At 52.6% G+C, this 25,228-nt stretch carries 20 protein-coding genes and 1 riboswitch; of the genes, 7 read left to right on the top strand and 13 right to left on the bottom strand.

The window, feature by feature from the left end; translation table 11 throughout:
- Positions 1 to 66 precede the first annotated feature (66 nt).
- The 7 genes from QSV34_RS10265 to QSV34_RS10235 form a co-directional block, all read right to left on the bottom strand.
- Positions 67 to 876 (bottom strand): carbon-nitrogen hydrolase family protein, encoded by an 810-nt coding sequence (locus QSV34_RS10265; protein WP_289154393.1) that lies wholly within the window; start codon positions 874 to 876, stop codon positions 67 to 69.
- On the bottom strand, positions 876 to 4,808 hold the full coding sequence (locus tag QSV34_RS10260) for a YhdP family protein (RefSeq protein ID WP_289154392.1): 3,933 nt from the start codon (positions 4,806 to 4,808) through the stop codon (positions 876 to 878). The genes QSV34_RS10265 and QSV34_RS10260 overlap by 1 nt, the downstream gene beginning before the upstream one ends.
- A 105-nt stretch (positions 4,809 to 4,913) precedes the next feature.
- On the bottom strand, positions 4,914 to 6,410 hold the full coding sequence (gene rng, locus QSV34_RS10255; RefSeq protein WP_289154390.1) for a ribonuclease G: 1,497 nt from the start codon (positions 6,408 to 6,410) through the stop codon (positions 4,914 to 4,916).
- A 268-nt stretch (positions 6,411 to 6,678) separates the two neighbouring features.
- Complete coding sequence (locus QSV34_RS10250) at positions 6,679 to 7,275, bottom strand: Maf family protein (RefSeq protein ID WP_289154388.1); 597 nt, start codon at positions 7,273 to 7,275, stop codon at positions 6,679 to 6,681.
- 19 nt (positions 7,276 to 7,294) lie between these two features.
- On the bottom strand, positions 7,295 to 7,774 hold the full coding sequence (gene mreD, locus QSV34_RS10245; protein ID WP_289154386.1) for a rod shape-determining protein MreD: 480 nt from the start codon (positions 7,772 to 7,774) through the stop codon (positions 7,295 to 7,297).
- Positions 7,771 to 8,565, bottom strand: a complete 795-nt coding sequence (gene mreC / locus QSV34_RS10240) for a rod shape-determining protein MreC (protein WP_289154384.1) — start codon at positions 8,563 to 8,565, stop codon at positions 7,771 to 7,773. Before mreC ends, mreD begins: the two co-directional genes overlap by 4 nt.
- Positions 8,566 to 8,721: 156 nt before the next feature.
- Positions 8,722 to 9,759, bottom strand: a complete 1,038-nt coding sequence (locus QSV34_RS10235) for a rod shape-determining protein (RefSeq protein WP_289154383.1) — start codon at positions 9,757 to 9,759, stop codon at positions 8,722 to 8,724.
- Positions 9,760 to 10,106: 347 nt separating this feature from the next.
- Between QSV34_RS10235 and gatC the strand changes: the two genes are divergently transcribed.
- The 5 genes from gatC to QSV34_RS10210 all read left to right on the top strand — a co-directional run bounded on the left by gatC (position 10,107) and on the right by QSV34_RS10210 (position 14,831).
- Positions 10,107 to 10,394 (top strand): Asp-tRNA(Asn)/Glu-tRNA(Gln) amidotransferase subunit GatC, encoded by a 288-nt coding sequence (gatC, locus tag QSV34_RS10230; protein ID WP_289154382.1) that lies wholly within the window; start codon positions 10,107 to 10,109, stop codon positions 10,392 to 10,394.
- Positions 10,394 to 11,863, top strand: a complete 1,470-nt coding sequence (gatA, locus tag QSV34_RS10225; RefSeq protein WP_289154380.1) for an Asp-tRNA(Asn)/Glu-tRNA(Gln) amidotransferase subunit GatA — start codon at positions 10,394 to 10,396, stop codon at positions 11,861 to 11,863. Before gatC ends, gatA begins: the two co-directional genes overlap by 1 nt.
- Positions 11,860 to 13,320 carry an Asp-tRNA(Asn)/Glu-tRNA(Gln) amidotransferase subunit GatB gene (gatB, locus tag QSV34_RS10220; RefSeq protein ID WP_289154378.1) on the top strand — a complete coding sequence of 487 codons (1,461 nt, stop codon included), beginning with the start codon at positions 11,860 to 11,862 and terminating at the stop codon, positions 13,318 to 13,320. The genes gatA and gatB overlap by 4 nt, the downstream gene beginning before the upstream one ends.
- A gap of 117 nt (positions 13,321 to 13,437) precedes the next feature.
- The gene (locus QSV34_RS10215; protein WP_289154376.1) at positions 13,438 to 14,271 is read left to right on the top strand and encodes a class I SAM-dependent methyltransferase; all 834 of its coding nucleotides are present in this window, start codon (positions 13,438 to 13,440) and stop codon (positions 14,269 to 14,271) included.
- A gap of 57 nt (positions 14,272 to 14,328) precedes the next feature.
- A riboswitch (SAM-I-IV-variant riboswitch) is annotated at positions 14,329 to 14,468 on the top strand.
- 27 nt (positions 14,469 to 14,495) lie between these two features.
- Complete coding sequence (locus tag QSV34_RS10210; RefSeq protein WP_289154375.1) at positions 14,496 to 14,831, top strand: hypothetical protein; 336 nt, start codon at positions 14,496 to 14,498, stop codon at positions 14,829 to 14,831.
- A gap of 17 nt (positions 14,832 to 14,848) precedes the next feature.
- Here QSV34_RS10210 and QSV34_RS10205 read toward each other — a convergent pair whose 3' ends face one another.
- Genes QSV34_RS10205 through QSV34_RS10190 form a run of 4 tightly spaced genes read right to left on the bottom strand, consistent with a single transcriptional unit; the run spans position 14,849 to position 20,362 of the window.
- Positions 14,849 to 15,988, bottom strand: a complete 1,140-nt coding sequence (locus tag QSV34_RS10205) for an HD domain-containing phosphohydrolase (protein ID WP_289154374.1) — start codon at positions 15,986 to 15,988, stop codon at positions 14,849 to 14,851.
- A 1-nt stretch (position 15,989) separates the two neighbouring features.
- Positions 15,990 to 17,150, bottom strand: a complete 1,161-nt coding sequence (locus QSV34_RS10200) for an HDOD domain-containing protein (protein ID WP_289154372.1) — start codon at positions 17,148 to 17,150, stop codon at positions 15,990 to 15,992.
- Positions 17,151 to 17,168: 18 nt separating this feature from the next.
- Positions 17,169 to 19,406 (bottom strand): ATP-binding protein, encoded by a 2,238-nt coding sequence (locus QSV34_RS10195; RefSeq protein WP_289154370.1) that lies wholly within the window; start codon positions 19,404 to 19,406, stop codon positions 17,169 to 17,171.
- Entirely contained in the window at positions 19,403 to 20,362 is a 960-nt protein-coding gene (locus QSV34_RS10190) for a cytochrome-c peroxidase (protein WP_289154368.1), read from the bottom strand. Before QSV34_RS10190 ends, QSV34_RS10195 begins: the two co-directional genes overlap by 4 nt.
- A 169-nt stretch (positions 20,363 to 20,531) precedes the next feature.
- Here QSV34_RS10190 and QSV34_RS10185 point away from each other — a divergent pair, with 169 nt between their 5' ends.
- A complete protein-coding gene (locus tag QSV34_RS10185) occupies positions 20,532 to 21,776 on the top strand; it encodes a two-component system sensor histidine kinase NtrB (RefSeq protein WP_289154365.1) in 1,245 nt (414 codons plus the stop codon).
- Between the two features lie 38 nt (positions 21,777 to 21,814).
- Here QSV34_RS10185 and QSV34_RS10180 read toward each other — a convergent pair whose 3' ends face one another.
- Both QSV34_RS10180 and QSV34_RS10175 read right to left on the bottom strand, forming a co-directional pair.
- Complete coding sequence (locus QSV34_RS10180) at positions 21,815 to 22,300, bottom strand: TlpA family protein disulfide reductase (RefSeq protein WP_289154363.1); 486 nt, start codon at positions 22,298 to 22,300, stop codon at positions 21,815 to 21,817.
- A gap of 108 nt (positions 22,301 to 22,408) precedes the next feature.
- Entirely contained in the window at positions 22,409 to 23,764 is a 1,356-nt protein-coding gene (locus QSV34_RS10175; RefSeq protein ID WP_289154361.1) for a sodium-dependent transporter, read from the bottom strand.
- A 223-nt stretch (positions 23,765 to 23,987) separates the two neighbouring features.
- On the opposite strand from QSV34_RS10175, the gene QSV34_RS10170 reads away from it, so the two are divergent.
- Positions 23,988 to 25,043, top strand: a complete 1,056-nt coding sequence (locus QSV34_RS10170; RefSeq protein ID WP_289154359.1) for a thioredoxin family protein — start codon at positions 23,988 to 23,990, stop codon at positions 25,041 to 25,043.
- Positions 25,044 to 25,228 lie beyond the last annotated feature (185 nt).

The following is a 25,228-nucleotide window of genomic DNA, read 5'->3' as shown; positions in this document are numbered from 1 at the left end:
AGAACAACGACAAAGCTCAAGCCACTAGATTGCCACGTCGCCTTCGGCTCCTCGCAATGACGGGGTCTACAAGCGCCGGTGCTGAGCAATAGGCATATTTTTCTTTAACCGCTGAATTTCACCCAAATCCAACTCAGCAAAAATCACCCCTTCACCACCATCCATTTCCGCCAGTACATCCCCCCAAGGATGAACAATCACAGAACCACCCCAAGTAGGGCGCTTGGGATGATCGCGGTCGCCCATATTGGCGCCGATAACGAAACACTGGTTTTCCACCGCGCGGGCACGCAGCAACAGCTGCCAGTGTGCCTCACCAGTGACGGCAGTAAAGGCTGACGGTACGACGACAATTTCCGCGCCACGATCTGCCAACTCCCGATACATTTCTGCAAAGCGCAAGTCGTAACAAACACTTAAACCTAACTTGCCAAAGGGGGTATCCAGCACCATTGGCTCAATACCAGGGCGGTAATCGTCCGATTCCCGATAGTGCTTGTGAGCGTCACCCACATCCACATCGAACAGGTGAATTTTGTGGTATTGCGCCCTTTCTTCGCCCTCGCTATCCACCACCAGGCAGGCGGCATAGCCTCGCTCATCTCCCGACTCAGCCACGGGAACGGTACCGCCTACAATCCACATGTTATGGCGTTTGGCCTGCTCGCTGAGAAACTGTCTTACCGGGCCAGTAGCGTCGGCTTCATCACAGGCTGCCTGCCGCAGTTCTTTACAACCATAGTAGGCAAAATTTTCCGGCAGTACGGCCAGCTGGGCACCCTGCCCCGAAGCTTCTGCCAACAGTGCCTCGGCCCTCTGCAGGTTGTGTTGCAGATCGCGGGTACTGCACATTTGAATGGCGGCTACTTTAGTCATTACGTACCTTGCTCCGATTGGGCTTCAGTCTCAGACGGTGATGCTTTTTCTTCAACGATGCTCTTTTTATCAGAGAACACTTTTTCAATTTCAAACTCCGGGTCGTCCCAGGAGCCGTGAATTTTGTAGCTGAGACTGGAAAGTTTATTCACTTGCCTCTTGAACACTTTGCTGATTACCCAGGCACCAGCAGCCGCTGGCAGGTTAACCGCCAGCGCCGCTACCCAGGGCAGGTTGGTACCCACCGGCAGAGTGGCCACCAACTGAGTATCGAGTTGCTCGTTGATCATGTCGATGTTGCCGTACATTTTCATGGTACCCGACGGCCCTTTGGCGACAATGGCTTCGGGAAAGCGTAGATAGCCGCTGTCAAAAATCAGGCTGCCATGGATATTGTCGTAACTCAGACCCTTGCTGAACACGTCGGAAAAATCCAGCTTCAGGCGCCGTAACCAGGTGCTGAAATTCAATAACCCCACCACCCGTATAAATGGGCTGGCGCCGCCAGTGCTCTGCTGGATGGTGCCCTCGCTCAGGTTAAAAGTTATCTGGCCCATCAGGTTGTTGCGATCAAACTCCCAGGGGCGGCCGGACCAAGTCAGTTCACTTTGGAACGCCGCATTGTCGCTTTCGATAATCGGTTCCATACCGATATTTTCCAGCACCTGAGTAATATTGGTTGACTGCATGGTGCCACTGTAACTGCTGCTGTGCTGCTCGCCGTCGTAGCGCCACTGGAAATTCCCGTCTGCCTGCAGGCCAAGCACCTGGGCATTCAGGTCGCTGATGGTCAGACCTTGTTCGCTGGCATCCAGAGAAAATGACACCGAACCCAGCTGCCGCTCACCCAACTGCAGATCGTCCACGGAAAACGCCATACTGCGCAGGGTGCGTGGGTCAAACGCAGCAGCGCCGTCGGCATCCTCTGTACCTTCGTTGCCTGACTGTGGCAACTCCGGCAGCTTAAGGTGCTCCAGATCAATCACCATGGGGCGGCTGTTATCCAGAGGGATATTCAGCTTACCCGCGGCAGCATCGGACTCGAGGCTGGTGCGCAACACCGAGCCCACCAGAGTGCCACTGAGGTGGGCATTTTCCAGGCTGAGTGCAGATACCCCCAGCTCGCCCACACGCACATCGAGAATAGCCGGTGGCAACCAACGCCTTGAGGTGCCCTCACCCTGATTTTGTTCGGGGCTGTCAAAAAGTGTCAGCAGGCTGGATTGCCAATCCACCAGGTTGACGTCGCTGACATCCGCCGCCAGCAGCAACACCTGATTTTCTGGCAACTCCAAATCAGAGCGATTGACACCCAGGTAGCCACGCTGCAGGTATTTACCCTGCCACTGGGCGCCAGCACGAACACTCTGGCCGTAGGACGCCTCAATATCCACCACGTCGCCAAAGGTGAGCAACACCTCAAGGCTCTGCTCCTGGGTTGCTTCCTTACCAAAGGGCTGCGGCAAATCAACAGCGACACCTTGCAGCTGGCTTTGCACGTTAATCGAGCCGGGCCGTTCGTCTTCACCTCCCGGCAATGTTACCAGTGCGTGATAGCGGCTCTCGCCCTGTATCTGTTGCTCAATGTCCAGATTGAAGTGTTGTGCCAACAGCGCCGGTTGCAAAGCGCCATCTACAGTCAGTTTCAGGCCTTCATCTTCAGTGGCCAGAGTGGCGGTGGCGGGCATACCCCAGAGTTTGCCTGTTAGATTGTCGCCGTTAAGACCGTTGTCCAGATCAAAGTGCACACGCCCGGCAATGTCATCAATACGCACCTGGTATTCCGGCTGGGAAAGCTCGCCATCAACCACATCCGCCACCACCTGATAACGACCTTTTTGCCAATCGCCTTTCAGGGGAACCTGCAGATCCACACTGGCGCTGACCTCACCGCCCAATTGCCAGCCTTCCAGGCCATCCAGTCGCGATCTGAGCGGCGAACGGCGCAACAACTGGTAAGTCTGCTCGCCATTGGCGGTGCCACTGGCGCGAATATTGAGGCGTTGATCACCCAGAGCATCCATGTCCAGTTCACCGTTGGCGATCTCCATGCCACCCATACGGGCACTGTCAATATGCCCCTCCAGCTGATCACCGTGATACAACAGGCGACCGGAAAATTCTTCCAGCGCCGGCCACTCCGGGTGATAAATCAGGCGTTCGCCATTAGCCGCCAGGTGCAGCTGTATGGTGCGCTTATCATCCTGCCCCTTGCGCACCGAACCCCGGTAGATCACACCGGCTTCCGATACGCTGATGTTGTCCAGGGCGCGATCCAACCAGGCGGTTAAGTTGGGGTTCAGAACCGTGGGTACAAATTGATCCCGATAGCGGGAGTGACTGTTGAGCACCCCCAATTGCAGGAACAGCTGCGGAGCATCGTCACTGCGCACAATGGGTTGATACAAATAAAACTGCCCTTTCATCTGACCGGCCGGGGAATCTGCCTGCAACAGGCTACTGGTCAGGTAGAGCAGATTGCGCTGGCGATCCCAGGACCACCCCAGAGTGCCTGTCACCCGGTTCACTTCAATAGCGCTGTCAAACAGCTTTTCGAAGTGGATACTGGCGTCGCTGCTGTCCAGGGCCAGCATGCCATCGTAAATGGTGGTTTCCAGGTAGCCGTCCACACCGCTGGCAGCAGGGACACCTTCGTAAGCATTGATCGCTACATCCCTGAGGTTCGCCTTCAACACCAAGTCCGGAAGTCCATCTTCCAACAGCACCGCGTCGAGGCTGACATTATCCACATGCCCGCGGGGCTCAATGGCGGCCATGGCATCTGCCACTTTTTCTGGCAGAAAGGCGCTATTGACCAATAATTTGCGCAGCGCATCGACACTGAGGTAGTTGATATCCAAACCGAATTCGCCCCAGCGGTCACCCACCCTCTGTTTAAAGCGAATATCCAGGGGCATGATATTCTCTTCACCCCACTGAAACTTCAGCCCTTGCAGCGCCAGCCCCCAATCCTCACCGGGTTGGTACCAGCCGGTGATGTCGGTGTTCAAGCCGGTTACCACAGGCAGCGCCAGAGCTTTGTCCAATGGCAATTGGTCGGTTTGCAGGCGACCACTCATTTCCACCCGGCCGCGGTCGCCCCACTGCATCCACAACTGGGTGGCAACGCTGCCATCCAGTGTGGCCAGTTTCTCTTTGTAGACAGGTAATAGCTGGGACAAAAAGTCGCCAAAGGAGGTCAGGTTGAGTTGTTGCAGTTCTATATAGGCTTGAGCCTGAAACTCATCCAGATCCCGGTAGTCACCCTCCCCCTCAAACACAAAAATGGCGGCGGGTTCATCGTCGGCATTTTGTTTCTCGTCATCGAGTCGATCAGCGGTCGTGATGCCAGCGATAATGCGGTGAAACTCATCGTTGTTTTCAACAAGAATCTCACCCGCATCGAAGGCCAACTTTGCACCGGAGTAAAAATTCAGGGATATGGACAAGCTACCCACATCAATCAGCGAACTGTAGAGCAGCATATCCAGGGGGCGAATGCCGCCGCTACCTCCGGTCAGAGGAATGCCAGCCAGGGACCAGCGGCCGTTGGAATCTTCCACCAACTGCAAGCTGACATCGCTGAGGCTGAGCTTGCGCCAGATCAGCTGGCCGTGCCAGATACTGGCAAAAGGCTCCAACTCGGCACTCAACTGGCCAATGCCAATATGGCCCGCATCGTCTGCAGTAATCTGCACGCCATCGGCAGACAGGGTGGGCGCCAGTCGCGGCCAGGTGCCGGAAAGCCGTTGCAACTGCACCTGTGCACCTAACAGGTTGGAAAGTTGCTGTGATATCTGGGGGCGATAGTCGTCCAGATAGGGCAACATGGCGCGCCCCAGCACCACAACTACCGCGTAACTGATAACCACCGCGGCCATGGAAAACCACAGCCAGCGGGTCAGTTTGCTAAGTAATTTCAGTGCTTTCATGTGAATGCCGGGAGATGAAAGATGTGAGACGGAAAACGGAAAACCACACCCCCTGAATTGAGCGCCGCGTCTCCCATCTCACATCTCTCGTCTCTCATGTAACGCCTAAACCGGAATAATGTCGTACTGCTCCTGAGAGTACATCGACTCCACGCGGAACTGAATTGGCCGACCGACAAATTCCTCCAGGTCCGCCACGTTGGCGGATTCCTCGTCCAGCAGGCGGTCAATCACAGGCTGGCAGGCCAGTACCAGAAACTTTTCGCACTCAAACGCGCGGGCCTCGCGGAGAATTTCCCGCAGAATTTCGTAGCACAGGGTTTCCACCGATTTCACGCTGCCGCTGCCGTGGCACTGCTCGCAGGGTTCGCAGAGCAAATGCTCCAGACTCTCGCTGGTGCGCTTGCGGGTCATTTCAATCAGACCCAGCTCCGAGGTGGTCAACACGCTGGTTTTGGCGCGATCCCGCTCCAGCGCCTTTTCCAGAGTACGCGACACCTGACGCTGGTGCTCTTTTTCACGCATGTCGATAAAGTCGAGAATAATAATGCCGCCCAGGTTGCGCAGGCGCAGCTGGCGGGCGATGGCGGTGGCCGCTTCCAGGTTGGTTTTGAAGATGGTTTCTTCCAGATTGCGGTGGCCGACAAAAGCACCGGTATTCACATCCACTGTGGTCATCGCCTCGGTCTGGTCAATCACCAGATAACCGCCGGATTTCAATTGCACCTTGCGCTGCAGGGCTTTCTGGATTTCATCCTCCACCGAGTAGAGGTAAAACAGCGGGCGCTCGCCGGGGTAGTGCTCTATCAACGGCAGCAAATCCGGGTGATATTTACCGGCAAAGGAGCACATCTTTTCGTAACACTCGCGGGAGTCCACACGAATTTTCTCCACACCGTCGCGGGTCATCTCCCGCAGGGTGCGCAGGTGCAGAGGCAAGTCTTCAAACACATTGCTGGCCAGCTTCGTCACCGGAGCGCGCTCGACAATGTCCCGCCACAGGCGCTGCAAGAAGTGCACGTCCCGGCGCAACTCGTCCGCAGACAAGCCCTCGGCGGCGGTACGAATTATATAGCCACCATCGGGGCTGGCCTCGGCGGAGAGAATTTTTTCATCCCCCTCTTCCGCTAACGCGGTGGATAGCTCTGCCCGCAGCCGATCCCGTTCCGCCTCTCCTTCAATACGCTGGGATATGCTGATGTGGGATTCTTTGGGGATATACACCAGGTATTTGGAACACACCGACAACTTGCTGCTGAGCCGCGCACCTTTAGTGCCCAGAGGGTCTTTGGCCACCTGCACGGTAACACCCTGGCCGTCGTGCAATAGCTGACGAATGTCCTCTACTTTCTGTTCACTGCCATCAGCGGCGGCATCCACATGAATGTCATCCACGTGAATAAAACCGGCTTTTTCCAGGCCAATATCCACAAACGCCGCCTGCATGCCGGGCATTACCCGCACCACCTTGCCGCGGTAGATATTGCCCACCACACCTCTTTTCAGAGTGCGTTCAATGGCCACTTCCTGGAGCACACCATTTTCCACCAGCGCCACGCGAGTTTCCATGGGGGTGATGTTGATCAGGATTTCTGCGCTCATGGGTGATGCACCTGATGATGGCGGCAGTGAGCTGAAGCTGCTGAGTATTCGGTAAGTGGTCGCACGTCGCACGTCGCACGTCGCACGCTTTGGTTCAGTGCTTTCGTCATTCCCGCGAAAGCGGGAATCCATCTCTCTACTTCGTCATAAACATGGATCCCCACTTTCGCGGGGACGACGCCAACCTTTCTGACAGGGTGCTTGGTTTTAGCGTGCGACGTGCGACGTGCGACGTGCGACCACCTGTTCTTTAGTATCAAAGCCTGAATCACCTTTGTACGTCCCTCCACACTTCTATCCCAAACTCCGCCAACAAATCTGCCGTTTCTGCCAATGGCAATCCCACCACATTGGAATAACTGCCTTCAATGCGCTCCACAAATACTGCCGCTAAACCCTGAATACCATAGCTGCCCGCTTTGTCCATGGGCTCGCCGGTCTCCCAGTATCGCTGGCACTGCTGTTTGTTGAGAGTACGAAAGTGTACGGAGGTTTCCACATAACGAGTCACAGAATGCTGTCCATCCACCATGGCGATACCGGACAGCACCTGATGGCAGCTGTTGGAGAGGCTCATCAACGTATCCACCGCGTCTTGCTGATCACGGGGTTTTCCGAGAATACGGCCGCCGTGCACCACTGCGGTATCGGAACCCAGTACCGGCAGTCGACTTTCTCGCTGGGCATCAAACCCCGCTTGCGCCTTGGCCAATGCCAAACGGGTGACATAGTCTCGTGGCATTTCGTCAGCCAGCACCTGTTCCGGCACGTTTGCCGGTGCAACCGCAAAAGCAGCACCAATTTGCTGCAGCAACTGGCTGCGCCGGGGGGAGCCGGAAGCGAGAATAAAATCAGCGCCATTCACTGTACAGCTCCAAGTGGGATCAACGCCGGGTGAGGCGCATCATCAGTGTGTAGAACAATGGCCATAACAGCGCCGATGTGATCGCCGGATACCACACCAGTGTCCAGCTGGTTCCACTGCCAGCGGATGTATTGATGCTCATCACCACCAATTGCGTCATCGCCACCAACAAAAACACCAGACCACTCTGGTGCCACACGTGCGCATGCAACAAGCGTTGACGAAACAGATGCAACAGGTAGGCGCAAATGCCCAAGGCCAGGGCGTAGCGACCAAATACACCGCCGGTTACTGCATCCATTACTAACCCCGCCGCCCAGGCAGTGGCGATGCCGTAGTAGTCCGGGCGATAAATCAGGGCAAAGGTCAGTACCAGCAGCACAAACTGGGGCCGCCACAGGGCAACGCCACCAAACAGAGGCCACAGCTGCAATACCAGGGCAGTCAGCAAGGCGACAAACAGTAGCCCGCGACCTTGGGACTGTTTGCGACGTCTCATTTGCCGCTGCTTCCGAGTTGCTCTTCGGAGGGGAATACCAACAGCACAGTACGGCGCCGATTGAGGGGTTCACTGGGGGCCACTATCACTTCCACAAACGCCTGTCCGGGGTCGTGTTCAATGCGTTCCACCGTGCCCACCGGATAGCCCGCCGGGTAGCGGTCGCCGAGCCCGGAGCTTTCCAGCAAATCGCCCTCGGCGATGTCCATGGTGGGAGAGATATAGCGCAACTTCAGGTTGCCATCGCCAATACCCTCAGCGATGGCCCGCAAGCCATTGCGGCGCACTTGCACCGGCAGTGCGTGGCGGCTGTCGGTTATCAGCAATACCCGGCTGTGGCCGCTGAATACGTCGACTACTTGCCCCATCAGGCCATCGGCACCCAGCACTGCCTGGCCGACAAATACGTCGTCAGCACTGCCGCGATTGATGGTAAAGGTGTGTGAGAGGGGGTCTGGGGAAATACCGATCAACTCGGCCACCTGTACCCGGTCTTTGACCATTTCGGTGGCGTTGAGCAGGCTGCGCAGGCGAATGTTTTCCGCTTCCAGCCCAGACATACGTTGCTGGCTGGCGCGAAGTACCAGTAATTGCGCTTTCAACTGATGATTTTCACTGGTGAGGTCGGCGCGGCTGAGAGTGGATTCTTCGCCCCACTCCGCCATACGCCCCGGCAAGTCTGCCAGCCAGTGCAACGGGTAAACCACTTCTTCCAGATAATTGCGCGCCGGCTTCAGCCAAGTGGTGTAGCTGTCCACAAATACCAGCACCAGGGCGAGCAAACCTAGCACAAGGATGCGCCTTGAGGGAGAGCGACCTCGTGCAAACAGGTTTTTGATAGTGGTTCCCCTGTGATGTTAGTAGTTTTCGTCATTCCCGCGTAGGCGGGAATCTACCATTTCGCAGAAATGGATCCCCGCCTACGCGGGGATGACGGTGATATGCCATCAGGGCGACAGTATATCCAGGTTGCGCTTGTCCATAATTTCCATGGCACGGCCACCGCCGCGGGCCACACAGGTGAGCGGATCTTCCGCAACGATTACCGGCAAACCGGTTTCATGAGTCAACAAGCGGTCGATGTCACGCAACAGTGCACCACCGCCGGTGAGCACAATACCGCGCTCGGCGATGTCCGACGCCAATTCCGGGGGCGACTGTTCCAGCACCCGCTTCACCGCCTGGACGATGCCCGCCAGTGGCTCCTGCAAGGCTTCCAGAATTTCGTCGCTGTTGAGGGTAAAGCTCTTGGGCACACCTTCCGCCAGATTGCGGCCGCGCACGTCGATCTCACGCACTTCGCTGCCGGGGTAGGCGCTGCCCACTTCAATTTTGATGCGCTCGGCAGTGGAGTCACCGATCACACTGCCGTAGTTGCGGCGCACGTAGTTGGTGATAGCCTCGTCGAAGCGGTCACCACCGATACGCACGGAATCAGAATACACCACACCATTCAGTGACAGGATGGCGATCTCGGTGGTACCACCACCGATATCCACCACCATGGAGCCGCAGGCTTCTTCCACTGGCAGGCCAGCACCAATGGCCGCCGCCATGGGTTCCTCAATCAGGTACACCTCGCGGGCACCGGCGCTGTCGGCGGATTCGCGAATGGCGCGCTTCTCCACTTCCGTGGCCAGGCAAGGCACACAGATCAGCACTCGCGGGCTGGGGGGTATCAGGCTGTTCTCATGTACTTTCTTGATAAAGTGCTGAAGCATTTTTTCGGTCACCTGGAAGTCGGCAATCACACCGTCTTTCATTGGCCGGATAGCGGTAATGTTGCCAGGGGTACGGCCCAGCATGCGCTTGGCTTCCACACCCACCGCTTCAACAATTTTCTGGCCGTGATGATGGCGAATGGCCACCACCGAGGGCTCGTTGAGCAAAATGCCTTTGTCGCGGACATGAATCAGGGTATTGGCGGTTCCCAAATCAATAGAAAGGTCGTTGGAAAAAAGTCCGCGCAGTCGTCTAAAAACCATCAGTTTGTTATTCCTTGTTGGCACTCTTCAGGAAGGAGGTTCAGGAAGAAGGTCGCCGAGAAAATCTTGTGTAAATTGTAGTTATTCAACGTGCCCCGTAACTGCTCAGATTGCGTGTCAAAGCGCGCAGGGCAAGGCGAAAATTGTGAGTTTACACGTGTAAATAATCAATTTTTAACACAGCCATGTGTGCTTTGACACGTGAGCTGAATAGTTAGGGTAAATTTAACCCGCGACTGTAACAACCACGGGGGTTGAGGGCAACAACAACCGTGCGATTGTCAGTGGATTTGTGATAACTTACGCCGCCTCTATAAACCCACACTCAACCAGGCAATCACCCGCTTATGAGTATTGAACAAAAAGACATCGCCAAAGTGGCCACTCTGGCGCGTCTGGCCATCTCGACCGAAGAGATCGACGACACCACTGACCGCATCAACAAGGTGTTGAATCTGGTGGACCAACTGCAGGCAGCGGACACCGACAGCATTGCCCCCATGGCACACCCTCTGGATGCAGTGCAACGGCTGCGCGCCGACAGCGTTACCGAAACAAACAACCGCGACGGCTTCCAGGCCATCGCCCCGGCCACTGAAGATGGCCTCTACCTTGTTCCCAAAGTGATTGATTGATGCACACAAAGACCTTTCCCAACACAATAGCTGAACTGGCCGCCGGGCTGCGTGCCGGAGAGTTCACCAGCGTCGAACTGACCCAACACTATCTGGATCGCATTCAACAGCTGGACAGCCAATACAACAGCTTTATCACTGTGACCCCTGAGTTGGCTCTGCAACAGGCGGCCGCTGCGGACACGCGCCTGGCAGCTGGGGATGCACCATTGCTGTGTGGCATTCCCATCGCCCATAAAGACCTGTTTTGCACCGCGGGTATTAAAACCTCCTGCGGCTCGAAAATGCTCGACAACTTTGTGCCCCCCTACAGCGCCACCATTGTGGAGAACTACCAGCGCGATGGCGCGGTGATGCTGGGTAAATTGAATATGGACGAGTTCGCCATGGGCTCCTCCAACGAAAACAGCTTTTACGGCCCGGCGAAAAACCCCTGGGACACCGAGCGCGTACCCGGCGGCTCTTCCGGTGGCTCCGCCGCGGCGGTGGCCGCGCAACTGGCGGTGGCTACTACCGCATCTGATACTGGCGGCTCCATTCGCCAGCCGGCATCCCTGTGTGGCCTTACCGGCATCAAGCCCACTTACGGCCGGGCATCCCGTTACGGCATGGTGGCCTTTGCTTCCAGCCTGGATCAGGCGGGCGTTATTACCCGCAGCGCCGAAGACGCGGCGATTATGCTCAACACTCTGGCGAGCTACGACCCTAAAGACTCCACCTCCATTGATCGCGAAGTACCGGATTACACCACCGACCTTGGCGATGATTTGAATGGCCTGAAAATTGGCGTACCCAAAGAGTATTTTGAAGCGGGGCTGGATGCGGACACGGAAAAAGCCGTACGCAATGCTTTGGCAGAATATGAAAAGCTGGGCGCTGAGTTAGTGGAAATCACCCTGCCCCACACCCACCTGGCGGTGCCCGCCTATTACGTGATTGCCCCGGCGGAAGCCTCTGCCAACCTGTCTCGCTTTGACGGGGTGCGCTACGGCTACCGCTGCGAAGACCCGCAAGATTTGATGGACCTGTACACCCGCAGCCGCGCCGAAGGTTTTGGCCAGGAAGTAAAGCAGCGAATTATGGTGGGTGCCTACGCCCTGAGCGCCGGTTACTACGACGCTTACTACAAAAAGGCCCAACAGGTGCGCCGCCTGATCAAGAAGGACTTTGTGGATGCCTTCGAGAAGGTTGACGTAATTATGGGGCCAACCTGCCCCAATCCGGCTTTCAAGCTGGGGGAGAAAACCGCCGACCCGGTGGCCATGTATCTGGAAGATATTTACACCATTTCCACCAACCTGGCGGGACTGCCTGGCATGTCAATTCCGGCAGGCTTTAGCAGCGGCTTGCCCGTTGGCTTGCAAATCACCGGCAATTATTTTGATGAAGCACACATGCTCAATATCGCCCACCGCTTCCAGCAGGTGACCGACTGGCACAAACAAATGCCGGCGGAGGTTCAGTCATGAGTTGGGAAACTGTTATCGGCCTGGAAGTGCACGTGCAACTGGCCACTCAAAGTAAGATTTTTTCCGGCAGCAGTACCGCCTTTGGCGCCGAGCCAAACACCCAGGCCAGCGCAGTTGACCTGGCCATGCCCGGCACCCTGCCGGTACCCAACGAAGCGGCGTTCAAATACGCGGTGATGTTTGGTTTGGCCATCGACGCCGAAATCGGCAAAGAATCCGCATTTGAACGCAAAAACTACTTCTACCCGGATTTGCCCAAGGGCTATCAAACTACGCAGCTGGAAAAACCCATTGTTGGCCCCGGCCGTGTGGAAATTGCACTGGATGATGGCAGCACTAAAGATGTGCGGATTCACCACGCTCACCTGGAAGAAGATGCAGGGAAGTCGCTCCACGAGGCTTTCTTTGGAGGGGAAAGTCATGGCATGTCAGGGATAGACTTAAACCGTGCCGGCACACCGCTGATTGAAGTCGTTACGGAACCGGATATGTCCAACGCCGCTGAAGCAGTGGCCATGGCTAAAAAGCTGCACAGCATTGTCACCTCACTCGGCATTTGCGACGGCAATATGTCGCAAGGTTCCATGCGCTTTGACGTGAATATTTCCGTGCGCCGCCCCGGCGAACCCCTGGGCACCCGTACCGAAACCAAAAACCTCAACTCATTCAAATTTATGGAAGAGTGCATTGCCCGGGAAGTGCAACGGCAGATCGATGTGATTGAGGACGGCGGCCAGGTAGTGCAGGAAACCCGCCTGTACGACGGCGCCAGCAAAGTGTCCCGTTCCATGCGCAGCAAAGAGGAAGCCAACGATTACCGGTACTTCCCCTGCCCGGACCTGCTGCCAGTGGTGATTGAAGACGACTACATCGAAGCCCTGCGCAAAACCCTGCCAGAGTTACCGGACGCTCGCAGCACCCGCTTCCAAAGCGATTACGGTTTGTCCGCCTACGACGCCAACCTGCTGTCGGCAGATGCAACAACTGCGAGCTACTTTGAAAGCGCCGCCCAACAAAGCGATGCAAAACTGGTGGCCAACTGGATGATGGGCGAATTGGCAGCGCGCCTGAATGCGGAAGAAAAAGAATTTGCCGACAATCCGATTGCAGCAGAACAATTGTCTGCATTGGTGGCGCGAATTTCCGATGGTACCTTATCCAATAAAATGGCACGCCAAGTCTTCGATCATCTATGGACTGGAGAATCCGACGTAGACGCCATTATCGACAAACACGGTTTAAAACAAGTCTCCGACTCCGGCGCTATCGAAGCGTTGGTGGATGAAGTCATCGCCAACTCGCCACAACAAGTGGACAACTACGTTAAGGCGGACGAAGCCAAGCGACCGAAGATGATGGGCTATTTTGTCGGCCAGATTATGAAAGCATCCAAAGGCCAGGCGAACCCGCAACAGGTAAACGCGGTATTGGCTGAAAAGCTGGCCGGGCTCCTGTAACTCCGCAGGTTTACAAAATTTAACCGGCGAGTGGCTGACAGTTTCTCCCCCCTGGCATTTAATAACGCACCTGCAGCGAATAAACGCTGCAGGTGCTTTTTTATTTTGGAGGGAAAAATGAAATTGATCGTGACACTCGCCACCGCACTAGTGGCAACAAGCCTGGCAGCCGATGACCAGGCATTGCAGAGAGCCATTGACGGCAACCACCGTATCGCCGAGCACAAAGCCCGCGACCAATACCGACACCCGGCACAAACCCTGGAGTTTTTCCGCATCAAACCGGGACAAACCGTGGTGGAAATAACACCGGGATCCTGGCAATGGTACACCGAAATTCTTGCCCCATATCTGGGCAAAAGCGGCACACTTTACGCCGCCTCAGGCCAGACTGAGCCTTTCCAGCCCACAGAAGAAATGCTGTCCAAATTGAATGAAGAGCAGCGCAAAATGGCGCTGGCACGAGCCAAACAGAAGCTGCCTATCATTCAAAAATTTGAAAAACATCCGAAAGTTTTTGCCAATGCCAAGCTGGTTAAATTCAACCCCTTCGAAGACGTTCTCGACGTACCTGCCGGCAGCGCTGACCGAGTGCTGACCTTCCGCAACGTACACAGCTGGACTGGCCAGCCCGGCGGCGGTGAAAAAGCCTTCGCTCTGTTTGCCAAGGCACTTAAACCCGGCGGTTTGCTGGGCGTGGTGGAACACCGCGCCGACAAGGCAAGCGGCCAGGGCTACGTAACCGTCAGTGACGTCGTCAAACTGGCTGAAGGTGCGGGCTTTCGACTCATCGACACCAGTGAAGTAAACGCCAACCCAAAGGACAGCAAAGATTACGCACGCGGCGTATGGGCACTGCCACCCAGACTTTGGGCCAATGACGGCAATAACGAAAAATACATAGCCATCGGCGAAAGCGACCGCATGACGTTGTTGTTTGAGAAACTGTAAATAGCCCAAATAGCGGACAAGTTTCTGGACTTGTCCGCCAACAATCCCTAGAATCTCAACCTTCATCAAGAGATATGGCTGACGCCATCGCCAACCTGCCTGCTTGGGCAAGGTGGTTCCCCCAAAGTTACCGCAATACGGGGAGATGAGGTTCAAGGTACTTGCCGTTAATACCTTGAGCAATCATTCGAGCCAACGTCAGCCTCCTTTACGGAGGTTTTTTTATGTCTGCCGCAACAGCCACACGAAAATTCTGTCGCCACAAAATCGCGCACAGCACAGAATATTTTGTGCCGCCTCAAGACCCGATTTTGGGAATTCAGGATTCGCACATCGCACCGAATATCACCCTGAAAAACTGGCACAACAAAGCCACTGTGGTACAGGGCGAAAACGGCCCACTGTATATCTATGTCTGCCCCGGAGAGGTTACCCGATTAAACCGCAAGGTGTTTTCTGTAGCCGCCTACTCTCTGGATAAAAAAGCCATTGCCTGGAGGCAGCAGTTTTCAACACCGGAAGCCGCTGTAAACTGGGTGAGCCAATATGCTTTATCCTGACAGTCCCGACCAAAGCATCACTTACTTACCAGCACATTGACCTTTTCAGGTGCAGCGCCATTACTGCAAAAATTGATCAGGCGCGTAATCATGGATGAAGATATTGCCTGCCCTTTGCCAACCAGCAAGGTGCCTGAGGACGTGACAATATCCGTGGCGACAATCATCCCCTCCATCAATTGAGCAACATTGATTTCCTTAACTACTTTCTCCGTGGCAACAGAGATCACTTGCTCCAGCACCGTCAATACTTGAGGGTCATAGCGACTGCTATTTGTTTTAAGCCTGGACAGTGCTTCTTCCGCGGAAAGCCCCCGAGTTTCGCCAGCCACCAAATCCATAATCGGCTTTAGCAATCGGGCTCCCAACGGAATCTGATCGCCTGATACACCATCATCAGGCAGTCCAGTGCCGTCATAGCTTTTATTTTGATAGCGTATTGCCTGGGAGATCCCCTCCATGCGAGGGATATTATTGATCAGTTTGGCCCCTACCTCAGGATACCGGTCGTACACTTGCTGCTCATCCTCACTCAAAGGAGCCCCCTTGAGCAAGCGATCCAAAACTCCGTCGGACAAGGTCACTTTGCCCACCTGACCGAGCAGCGCCGCCGCCTCCAGATCCCATGATGAAACAATGCCCATTTTACTGGCACAGCTGGAGACGTATTTACTGATGACAGACGCATGGCCAAAAATCTTCGGGCTGATCAGTGAGAGAATTTCCACCAGCGCATCAATACTTCCCTTTACAGTGTTCTCCAGTAGTTCCTGCTCCATCTTGAGCAATTTATAGTGATCCAGGGCTGCATCAATCACCTGTGCCATTTGGTCAGGGGGGCAGGGTTTATTTAAAAAACGATACACGTCACTGGTGTTGATTGCCGATACGGCAGTTTGTTGGTCGGCGTTGCCGGTAAGCATCAGGCGCACCGTATCCGGATAGCGGTTCTTGACCTCACACAGAAACTCAACACCATTCATTTCTGGCATATTCATATCAGAAACCACGACGGGAGTCGGCCCCTCAGTCTCCATCAGGCTGAGGGCTTCTTTCCCACCAAGGGCCGTCACAACCGTAAAGCGCTTTCTCAAGGTACGGCGATAGCCATCGAGAATGCTGGACTCATCATCAACAAATAATACTTTTTCAGTCATATCAGCTATCTACCTGATCGCAAAATTCTTCAGTAACACGAAGCCATCGCTGCAGCGTTTCAGCACCGATGACTGTATTCAGATAGTCCGTATCCAGTTTGTCGTTTTCGAGGTCAATCTCTTCTCCATCCGCATGCGCACTTAACAGGGCCCAGGCGAAGTGCAAGACTGCCAAAGGAGACAGCTCATCAATTTGGCTGTCTGCCGGACAACGGTGCCAACGCACCGCTTCCACTACCGGAAATGGCATTGCCCATATGCCCAACAAATAGCTACCCACATGTGACAAACTGGGTTGACCTCCACTCCAGGCAGCCATCTCTGAAGGATAGACGCGGACAATCAACTCACCCAAATTGCACATCATTCCCGCTATTTGTCCATGATCAATAGCTCTGGCAGACAAGCTACTTTCCTTGCCAAGTTTGCCACAAAGAACTCCCACTCTCTGAGTGGCCATGTTAAGGCGTTCTATTTCTTCAATGCTGCCTTGATCCGATTTAAAGCTGGAGAACACACTGGTGGAAAGCGCCAGGTTTTTCAGGGTGTCCATCCCCAATATAGAGGCCGCCTGACTGGGTGACTCTATATGTCTGACCAAGGCAAAAAATGCTGAGTTAACAATTTTTAATATGTTGGCGGAAAGAGCCACATCCCGAGCAATTATTTCCCCTACCCGCTCCAGAGAAGAATCATCGGAACAGGTTTCTCGCATCAGTTCATCGTAGATCGCCGGCAATGTGGGGAGGGCGTCTATAGAACCCACAAATTCTTTTATTCCACTCTCTTCCAGTGATTCCTGAAGATGCAGAGCGCGATTGATTGATTTGGTAATCTTGTCACTGTCTGCGGGTTTGGAGATAAATTGATGAGTGGCATGCAAACTTTCCAAAATCATTTCTTCATTGGCATACCCGGAAAGCACAATCCTCAACGTAGATGGCGATAGTTCTTTAACCCTGGAAAGCAATTCCCCACCATTCATATGGGGCATACGCATATCACTGACAATAATATCGAACGAGTTATCGTCCAGTTCTGACAACAATTCATCGCCGGATAGGTAAAAATTCATTTTCCATTCTTTTCGATTACAACGCAGCATTCTGCGCAGACCATCCAAGACATTTTTATCATCGTCGACAAAGGCAATCCGTTTCATATTTTTCTCCATATGACTCTAATTTTTGTTTTTTTGAGATTGTGATACAGGCAATACAATACGGAATGTTGCCCCCTCCCCAGGCTCACTCTCCACATCTATTTTTCCGCCGTGGTTTTCAACGATAAGTCGGTAGGCAATACTCAACCCTTGGCCAGTACCTTTGCCTACTTCCTTGGTAGTAAAGAATTGATCGAAGATACGATTTTTCACCGACTCCGACATACCCGCACCGTTATCACTGATTTCTATACAAACTTGCTCCTCAAGAGTTTTTGTTCGAACAGTAATCAAGCCACCCAAATTATCGGGATCATCAAATTTATCGACGATGGCATGGGCAGCATTGACGATCATATTCAGCACCACCTGATTAATATCTCCCACCACACACTCAACCATAGGGAGATCTTCATCGAAGGCTGTTTCCAGTTTGGCAAAATATTTCCATTCAGATTTGGAGACGATAATAGTACTTTGCAAAGCCCCATTTATATCTGCAAATTCAAGAGACTCTCCGGGGTGGGAGTAGTCCTTCATAGCACGAACAATGGTTGCTATGCGCTCGATACCACCCGCTGATTGCGACAATGCTTGCGGCACCTCATCAGCAAGGTAGTCCATATCCGCCCTATCAAGTAATTCACCGATGACTTGTCTTGTAGACTCCCCACCGCTCTTTTCAACTTCTGCCTCGATGTCTTTCACCAAGCCAATTAATTCACCGGCCGATTCTTGAAGGAATACCAGGTTATCGGAAATAAACTGAGCAGGGGTATTGATTTCATGAGCCACACCGGCAGCAAGCTGCCCCACAGATTCCATTTTTTGCGCGTGGTGCAGTTCTTCCTGTATGCGTTTTTTATCTTCGCCGGCTTTTTTGAATTCATTGATATCTGACACCAGACCAACAACCGATTTGACGGCACCATTTTCAACAATAGGTACACCCACCTCCCTCACCCAGAGCTCATTCCCTGATTTTTGCATCACTCTGTATTCAACATTAAAGGGCGCATGCTCATCCAATGATCGCTCAAACGCGCTGCACACCGATGGCAAATCGTCCTGATTGGTATATTTCCTGATATCCTCTTTGGTAGACATTTCTCTGGGGCTGACACCCCAAATATCTTCAGAGCCTCGGCTCATATAGCTTACCGAATCATCAACGATATCGTACTCATACACACAACCGTGAAGATTGTTAATGATGGCATCCAGCATCTCTCTCGATTCTTTTAACTCTATCAGAGCTTTTTCCCGCTCTTTTTGTTCAGCCTGCAAATTATCAGTAGCCAGCTTCAGATTTTCTGTACGTTTGGCAACCACTTCTTCCAGGTTTTCGTTATGCACCAACAGCTGACTCGCCAATCTGCCAGACCGCACCGCTTGAAATATGCCATAAAAAAGAACAATCAGCGCCACTGCACCAAAACCGTAGCGATACATTGATGAACGCTGGCTGTGCTGGTGATACTCGCCATCCAGTTTGTACTCAAAAACATCCAGCTGTTCTTCAAAATCCTTTGAGAGCACCACTTCATCCCTGACGATGTCACTTATTATTGACTCCCTGGTATTAATAACTTTGAAGTGGCCAATAATAAACCCTAAGAATTCGTCAATATCCTCAAATGATTTTCTGTGTCTCTCCCGGATAATGCTCAAACTGCTATCAAGGGCGCTATCGTTTTCATCAATCATTGCGTGAATGGCTTTTAAAGCATTCGCCTCCAGCTTATCCAAATCATCATTCAACACTCGATTATCCGCGTGCATCTGGCGAAGATCTGCTATGAGTTGAAAAACAATGAGCTGGGAATTTCTGAATACCGAAAAATTAGATTTAAAGTCTTCAACAACCTGTGCACGGCTGGACTGCGCAGCAACAAGGCCAGCAGAGGAGATATCAATCTTTTTCTGCCCCTCCAACCAACCGCCAAAAACAGATTTCTCTTCCTCCGACAACTGGGAATTTAACGAATTAGAGCTGGCAAACGAGGACAGCAGATTATTGATTTCAGATACTTTTTCAACCATGCCATCATAATCAACAACAAACCCACCTCGTACCTCCAGAAGCTGGGCATGCAGTTGTTGTGATGACAACCGTAGCTTTGACAGCAAACTCTTCTGGTACTCATAGCTGGCACTGTACCTATTGATACTCAACAAGGAAAAAGTCACCAGTAGCACCAAAAAGAGGCCTATCAAAACCTTGGCGTATACAGAAAGAATGGCTTGTTTACTCATAACAAATCCTCCCTGACTTGCCCGGATAGCGATTTTAAAAATGCTTCAATTGCCCTTACCTGATCAGCCGTTATTCCCCTTCCCAGCTGATAGCGCGCCATCGTGCGGATGGCATCGGGCAAGGTTTCTGCGCTGCCATCGTGAAAGTAGGGGGCCGTTTGTGCCACATTGCGCAGCCCGGGCACTTTGAAGGTATAGCGGTCTCGCTCTTTCCCGGTAACATTAAAGCGGCCGTAATCCGCCTCAGTAATACTGCCCCTGTCACGAAAATAATCCCCCATGATGCCAAACTGTTGAAACATATTGCCCCCTACATTCTGTCCCTGGTGGCAAGACACACAGCCCATACGCTTAAACAACCGATAGCCTTCTTTGGCTTGATCTTCAATGGCCGACTCATTTCCTTGCAAATAGCGGTCAAAGGGGGAATTCGGCGTTACCAGCGCACGTTCATAGGTGGCAATAGCGCGAGCAATATTGACCGACGTAATACCGTCTTGATAAACCTCTCGAAATTCATCCACCCAAGCTGAGCTACCGGACAGCTTTTCAATTACCTCTTGCCAGGAACTGCCCATCTCCAGGGGGTTGTGTATGGGCCCCTCTGCCTGCTCTTCAAGGGTGGCAGCACGGCCATCCCAAAACTGGAAGGCATTAAGGCTACTATTGAGCACCGTCGGGGAATTGATTGGCCCAACCTGGCCATCCACTCCCACAGCAAAAGGCAAATCATCGTCACCTCCACCGCCAACCTTGTGGCAAGAAGCGCAGGAAATGCTGTTATCGCGAGACAATTCTGTACTGTGAAACAGGCGCTTACCGAGCTGCACCTCACGTTCGTTCAGGCCACTGGGAGAGGTTATCGGGACTATTGGCTCGCTTTGAGATGACAAGCTAAAAAAGAATAACAGGGGGATAAATACACGCCTTTTGCCGCAACGGTTCAGACACTTCATTACTACTCTCCTTTATGTAGCAAACCGCTAGCGATTGCCGTAGGATAAATCAGCTTCAATTCAATTTGTATCCAACTTTTTACAATTTTTACCTTATCGACATACCAGCCAATAACCTTTAACTTTTTATGGGTATTATCTTTTCCAACCATTAGAAGCGAGCAATACTATGGCAAACCAGCATCCAGGCATGCCCAATGATAAGGACACCCTGCTGGCCATTATCGAAAGTCTTAACGACGGCGTTGTGGTATGCGACATGGAAGGCAACTTCACCCATTTCAACAAAGCAGCGAATAAAATCCATGGCTTGGGCGCTTCTTCTGTAGATCCCGACAGTTGGAGCAATACCTACGGCATGTTCAAAACCGATCGTACGACCCCCTTCCCTCCGGAACAGCTACCACTGGCTCGCGCCATGGCTGGGGAGACTACCCACAATGTTGGCATGTGCATTCAGAAACATGGTGAAGATTCACCGATGAAGTTAATTGAGGTAAATGGCGCTCCAGTGATTTCCGCAGAAGGAGAGCAGATTGGCGCAGTTGTCGTGTTTCGGGATATTGAAGAAAAAGCCCAGCTTCAGCAGCAATTGCTACAAGCTCAAAAGTTGGAGGCCATTGGCCAATTAGCTGCTGGCATCGCCCACGAAATTAACACTCCAGTGCAGTTCGTCCACAATAACCTGGAATTTCTGGAACGCTCATTTGGCGAAGTGATGGAACTGTTTCAGCAGATGCAATCACTATTGCAGCGCACTTCAGGCTCTCTGGCAGAAGAAGGGAAACAGCTATTGGAAGAAGCAGATATGGAGTTTCTCACTGAGGAAATACCGGAAGCCTTGAAACAATCTTGTGACGGCATGAAAAACATCGCAGAAATCGTCTCTGCCATGAAAGGGTTTTCTCATCCAGGCAGCAACAACAGACAACTTGTAGACATCAACAATGCCATTGAGAACACTCTTATCGTAATACGCAGCGAATGCAAGGATATTATTGATTTTGAAACCAGTCTGGACACTACGTTACCTAAAGTGCCCGGATTCCCGGCGGAACTGAATCAGGTCTTGATCAACATTATTCTTAACGCGGTACAAGCCATTTCAGGCCAACTCAAAGAGGCCGGTTGTGCAGGTGGCCGAATTACCATTACCACAGGTCGAAACCAAAAAAAACAGATAGTGATCCGTATAGCAGATACAGGGCCGGGGATTTCAGAGAGTATTCAACACAAAATTTTTGACCCGTTCTTCACCACCAAAGAAGTGGGCCAGGGAACAGGTCAAGGCTTGGCTATTGCCCACTCAATTGTAACCAATAAGCATAAAGGCTCTATCGAAATAGAAAGCAGCAGTGGCAAAGGAGCCACCTTCACCATCAAGCTGCCCATAGCCGAAGTTTCGCGGATTTAGAAGCCAAAAGACTGACTGTTGTTACAACCTAAGCGGGCTTAATGCGCCGCACCAACATGCTTTTCAACGGTGGATTTAAAATTGTCATCACTGGGCTGAGGCAGCTCACCATCTACCACTTCGCCGCTGGGGCCAAACAGCACAAAACGGGGGATGCCATAGATATCCAGCTTCACTGCCAGATCATCATCAAAATTATCTTCACAGATTAACTGCAGTCCCAGAGGCTGGTCTTCATCCAGAGCATCCACCCAGGCATCAACATCGTCGTCCATGGAAATACCCATCACAACCAGATTGTCGTAGTGGTTTTCCTGCTCAAACTTCTTCAAGTGTGGCGTCTGCTTGCGACAGGGAACGCACCAGGAGGCCCAGAAGTCCACCAGCACGTACCTGCCTTTATGATCGGACAAATTGTGCACTTCGCCTTCACGATCCGGAAACGAAAACTCGATGGGCTCGGCATTGGCAACAACGGGCAACAACAGGGCAACGGCAAATAAAGGGGCTAACAGCTTTTTCATGACGTCTCTCCAAAATAGCGGCAAGGAGTTTGCCACAGCAAGCGTATCAACGCCGCCCATTTCACATTTCTTGACACTGTTACCGCAAAACACAATAAACAGCGCTGATTATTCTGTGATCCCTTTAAACAAAATAATCAGCACCGCCACTGGCGCCACAAAACGAATAAAGAAGCGCCACGCCTGATAAACAATCGGGTTTTGAATATCCAGTTCATCCATACTGGATTTGCGGCTGATAAACCAACCGGCAAATATGGCGATAAACAAACCGCCCAATGGCAACAGCAAGCGACTGGAGAACACATCCATTAAATCGCCAAAGGTATGACCAAAGAGCGTCCAGGTCATTTGGCCACTAAACGCCAAAATAGAAAGCACACTGATAGCGGCGGTAATCAAGGTAATGATGATGGCACTTTTTTGGCGGCTGGTGTTTTTGCGCTCTTCCGCCCAGGAAATCAATGGCTCCAGCAAACCAACCATGGAGGTAATGGCTGCCACTGACAACAACATGAAAAAGACAATACTCACTCCGTAACCACCGGGCATTTGGGAAAACGCCACCGGCAGGGTTTTAAAGATCAAACCGGGGCCGCTTTGCGGATCCAAACCGTTGGCAAACACCGCGGGGAATATGGCAAAGCCAGCGAGCAGCGCCACAAAGGTGTCGGCTAAAACAATGATGAATACAGATTTGCTGATGGAGATGGATTGCGGCAGGTAAGCACCAAAGGTCATCATCCCGGCCATACCCACGCCCACAGAGAAGAATGCCTGGCCAATGGCTGCCAGCCAAACAGCGCCGGTAATCTTGCTGAAGTCTGCGCTAAACAGGTAGTCCACCGCCTCCGGAAAACCACCGGCAAACATATGGTAAATAACCAGCGCCACCAACAACAGAAACAGAGTGGGCATCATTATCTTTACCGCTTTCTCGATGCCGTCTTGCACGCCCCGGTAAATAATAAAACCGGTTACGCCAAGGGCAATAGCTGTCCACAGCAGCATACCGGGCACATCCTGCACCGTTGCCGTAAAGGTTGACTCCGCAACCGAGGCGTCTATACCCACAAAGCCAGTATTGAGAGCCTTCCAGAAGTAGCTCAATACCCAACCGGCAATCACACAGTAAAACACCTGAATGGTCAGCGCGGTTAACAAATTCATACCACCAGCCGCACCCCACACCCGGCTTGTACCTTCCTGCTTGGCAACCGCTGCCATGGAGCCCGGAGGCGACAATTTGCCTCGGCGGCCAATCATCACCTCAGCCATCAAAATCGGCACGCCGATGGCAAAGGCGCAAATCAGATACACCAGTACAAAAGCAGCGCCGCCGTTCTCACCGGTCATGTAGGGGAAGCGCCAGATATTACCCAAGCCGACGGCAAAGCCCACCGACGCCATTAAAAACCCAAAACGGGATGACCAGTTTTCGTGTTGCCCGGCAGCCGCTGCCATCAGAACCCCCTACCCTTGTTGTAATTCAGTATTGTAATTTTGTGGAACCCACTCGCCGGGCAACTTTATCAGCTATCTACAACGGAAACAAAACCGAAAATAAAGGAATAAAATTCCAAAAATAACCATATATTAAAACGTAAAAACTTATTAACAATTCTTAACGGGACAAATGGACGATCATCACCCATACTCGCTGCCTTAAATTTATCGGGAGTGCACCATGTTAAAAGCCATTTCAAAAACCCTGTGTTCCATTGCCGTAATGACTGTTGCTGGCGGCGCGCTGGCAGCAAAACCTGAGCCCTGGATCACTGACATGGATCAGGCGCAAAAAACCGCCAAAGCCGAAGGCAAGGACATTTTTGTTTACTTCACTGGTTCCGACTGGTGTGGCTGGTGCATCAAGCTGGATGAAGAAGTTCTGTCCAAGCCCGTGTTTGTGGACTACGCCAAGAAAAATCTGGTGCTGGTGGAACTGGACTTCCCCAACGACGAAGAATTGATCAGTGAAGAACAGCTGGAACACAACGAAGAATGGCAAGAAGTGTTTCAGCCCGAAGGCTTTCCCAGCATCTATCTCACCGACAGCAACGCCAAAAGCTATGCGATGACCGGCTACGAAGAAGGCGGCGCTGAAAAATACATCGCCAACCTGCAAGCCCTGCGCGACGGCAAACAGGCCACCGCAAAACTGCAAAAACAAATCGCCAAAGCCTCTGGTGTAGAGCGCGCCCGCCTGCTGGACAAACTGGTGAGCAACGACAGCGCTATCGTTGACGACCGCGAAGGCAAGATCATCGAGATTGCCGAACTGTCCAAAGGTAAAGACGACGCTTTGTTCAACAAGTACAACGCCATTCTGACAAGTCAGAAAATCGCCAAGGATATGAAAGCCATTGGCCGCGATATCAGCAAAGAAGAAAGACTGGAAAAAGTACTGGCAGTTTTCGACAACTACAAACACCTCAAAGAGGGCCACGATCTGGAAAGGTTGCTGGCACAGCTGGGTGACTCATTTATCGGTGCCGATCAAGGCGAAAACGGCGTCAACTTTATGCAGAGCGTTGTTGCCGACGACAGTTACTCCATGGGCATGCGCCAATCCGCTGCCCTGTTTAAAGGCATTATCAACGCCAACACCACTGGCGGCTCTCAGCAAGATTCTCTGAGCTACTACGAACACGCCATTTCCATGGATCCGGAAAGCGGCCCCGGCCAGCGCGCCAAGAGCTTCAAGAAAAGAATGCAGGAAGAAGCTGCCAGCAACGCACAATAAAGCTGGCTGCAAACAAAAAGCCCCGCTTTCTATGGAAGCGGGGCTTTTTGTTTAGCAGTGTCCCGTCCTGAATAACGTTGACACTTTTCAATCACCAAATTGGAAAGTGATATGAAATCAACAGCTAAGCGCACTCAGCGTGATTATTCGTTAGCCTTTAAATTGTCCGTTGTTGACCAGGTTGA

It is taken from the genome of Porticoccus sp. W117 (genome assembly GCF_030341905.1).
Lineage (GTDB): Bacteria > Pseudomonadota > Gammaproteobacteria > Pseudomonadales > Porticoccaceae > SCSIO-12696.
This window is presented reverse-complemented; position numbering and strand designations above follow the sequence as displayed.

Bases quoted from the DNA above. Each gene is read 5' to 3' on its own strand.
- QSV34_RS10235 (WP_289154383.1), bottom strand. From the start codon at position 9,759: ATGGTTTTTAGACGACTGCGCGGACTTTTTTCCAACGACCTTTCTATT.
- rng (WP_289154390.1), bottom strand. From the start codon at position 6,410: ATGAGCGCAGAAATCCTGATCAACATCACCCCCATGGAAACTCGCGTG.
- QSV34_RS10190 (WP_289154368.1), bottom strand. From the start codon at position 20,362: ATGAAGTGTCTGAACCGTTGCGGCAAAAGGCGTGTATTTATCCCCCTG.
- QSV34_RS10180 (WP_289154363.1), bottom strand. From the start codon at position 22,300: ATGAAAAAGCTGTTAGCCCCTTTATTTGCCGTTGCCCTGTTGTTGCCC.
- gatC (WP_289154382.1), top strand. From the start codon at position 10,107: ATGAGTATTGAACAAAAAGACATCGCCAAAGTGGCCACTCTGGCGCGT.
- QSV34_RS10260 (WP_289154392.1), bottom strand. From the start codon at position 4,808: ATGAAAGCACTGAAATTACTTAGCAAACTGACCCGCTGGCTGTGGTTT.
- mreD (WP_289154386.1), bottom strand. From the start codon at position 7,774: ATGAGACGTCGCAAACAGTCCCAAGGTCGCGGGCTACTGTTTGTCGCC.
- QSV34_RS10215 (WP_289154376.1), top strand. From the start codon at position 13,438: ATGAAATTGATCGTGACACTCGCCACCGCACTAGTGGCAACAAGCCTG.
- QSV34_RS10200 (WP_289154372.1), bottom strand. From the start codon at position 17,150: ATGAAACGGATTGCCTTTGTCGACGATGATAAAAATGTCTTGGATGGT.
- QSV34_RS10170 (WP_289154359.1), top strand. From the start codon at position 23,988: ATGTTAAAAGCCATTTCAAAAACCCTGTGTTCCATTGCCGTAATGACT.
- QSV34_RS10195 (WP_289154370.1), bottom strand. From the start codon at position 19,406: ATGAGTAAACAAGCCATTCTTTCTGTATACGCCAAGGTTTTGATAGGC.
- gatB (WP_289154378.1), top strand. From the start codon at position 11,860: ATGAGTTGGGAAACTGTTATCGGCCTGGAAGTGCACGTGCAACTGGCC.
- QSV34_RS10210 (WP_289154375.1), top strand. From the start codon at position 14,496: ATGTCTGCCGCAACAGCCACACGAAAATTCTGTCGCCACAAAATCGCG.
- QSV34_RS10175 (WP_289154361.1), bottom strand. From the start codon at position 23,764: ATGGCAGCGGCTGCCGGGCAACACGAAAACTGGTCATCCCGTTTTGGG.
- QSV34_RS10185 (WP_289154365.1), top strand. From the start codon at position 20,532: ATGGCAAACCAGCATCCAGGCATGCCCAATGATAAGGACACCCTGCTG.
- QSV34_RS10205 (WP_289154374.1), bottom strand. From the start codon at position 15,988: ATGACTGAAAAAGTATTATTTGTTGATGATGAGTCCAGCATTCTCGAT.
- gatA (WP_289154380.1), top strand. From the start codon at position 10,394: ATGCACACAAAGACCTTTCCCAACACAATAGCTGAACTGGCCGCCGGG.
- QSV34_RS10265 (WP_289154393.1), bottom strand. From the start codon at position 876: ATGACTAAAGTAGCCGCCATTCAAATGTGCAGTACCCGCGATCTGCAA.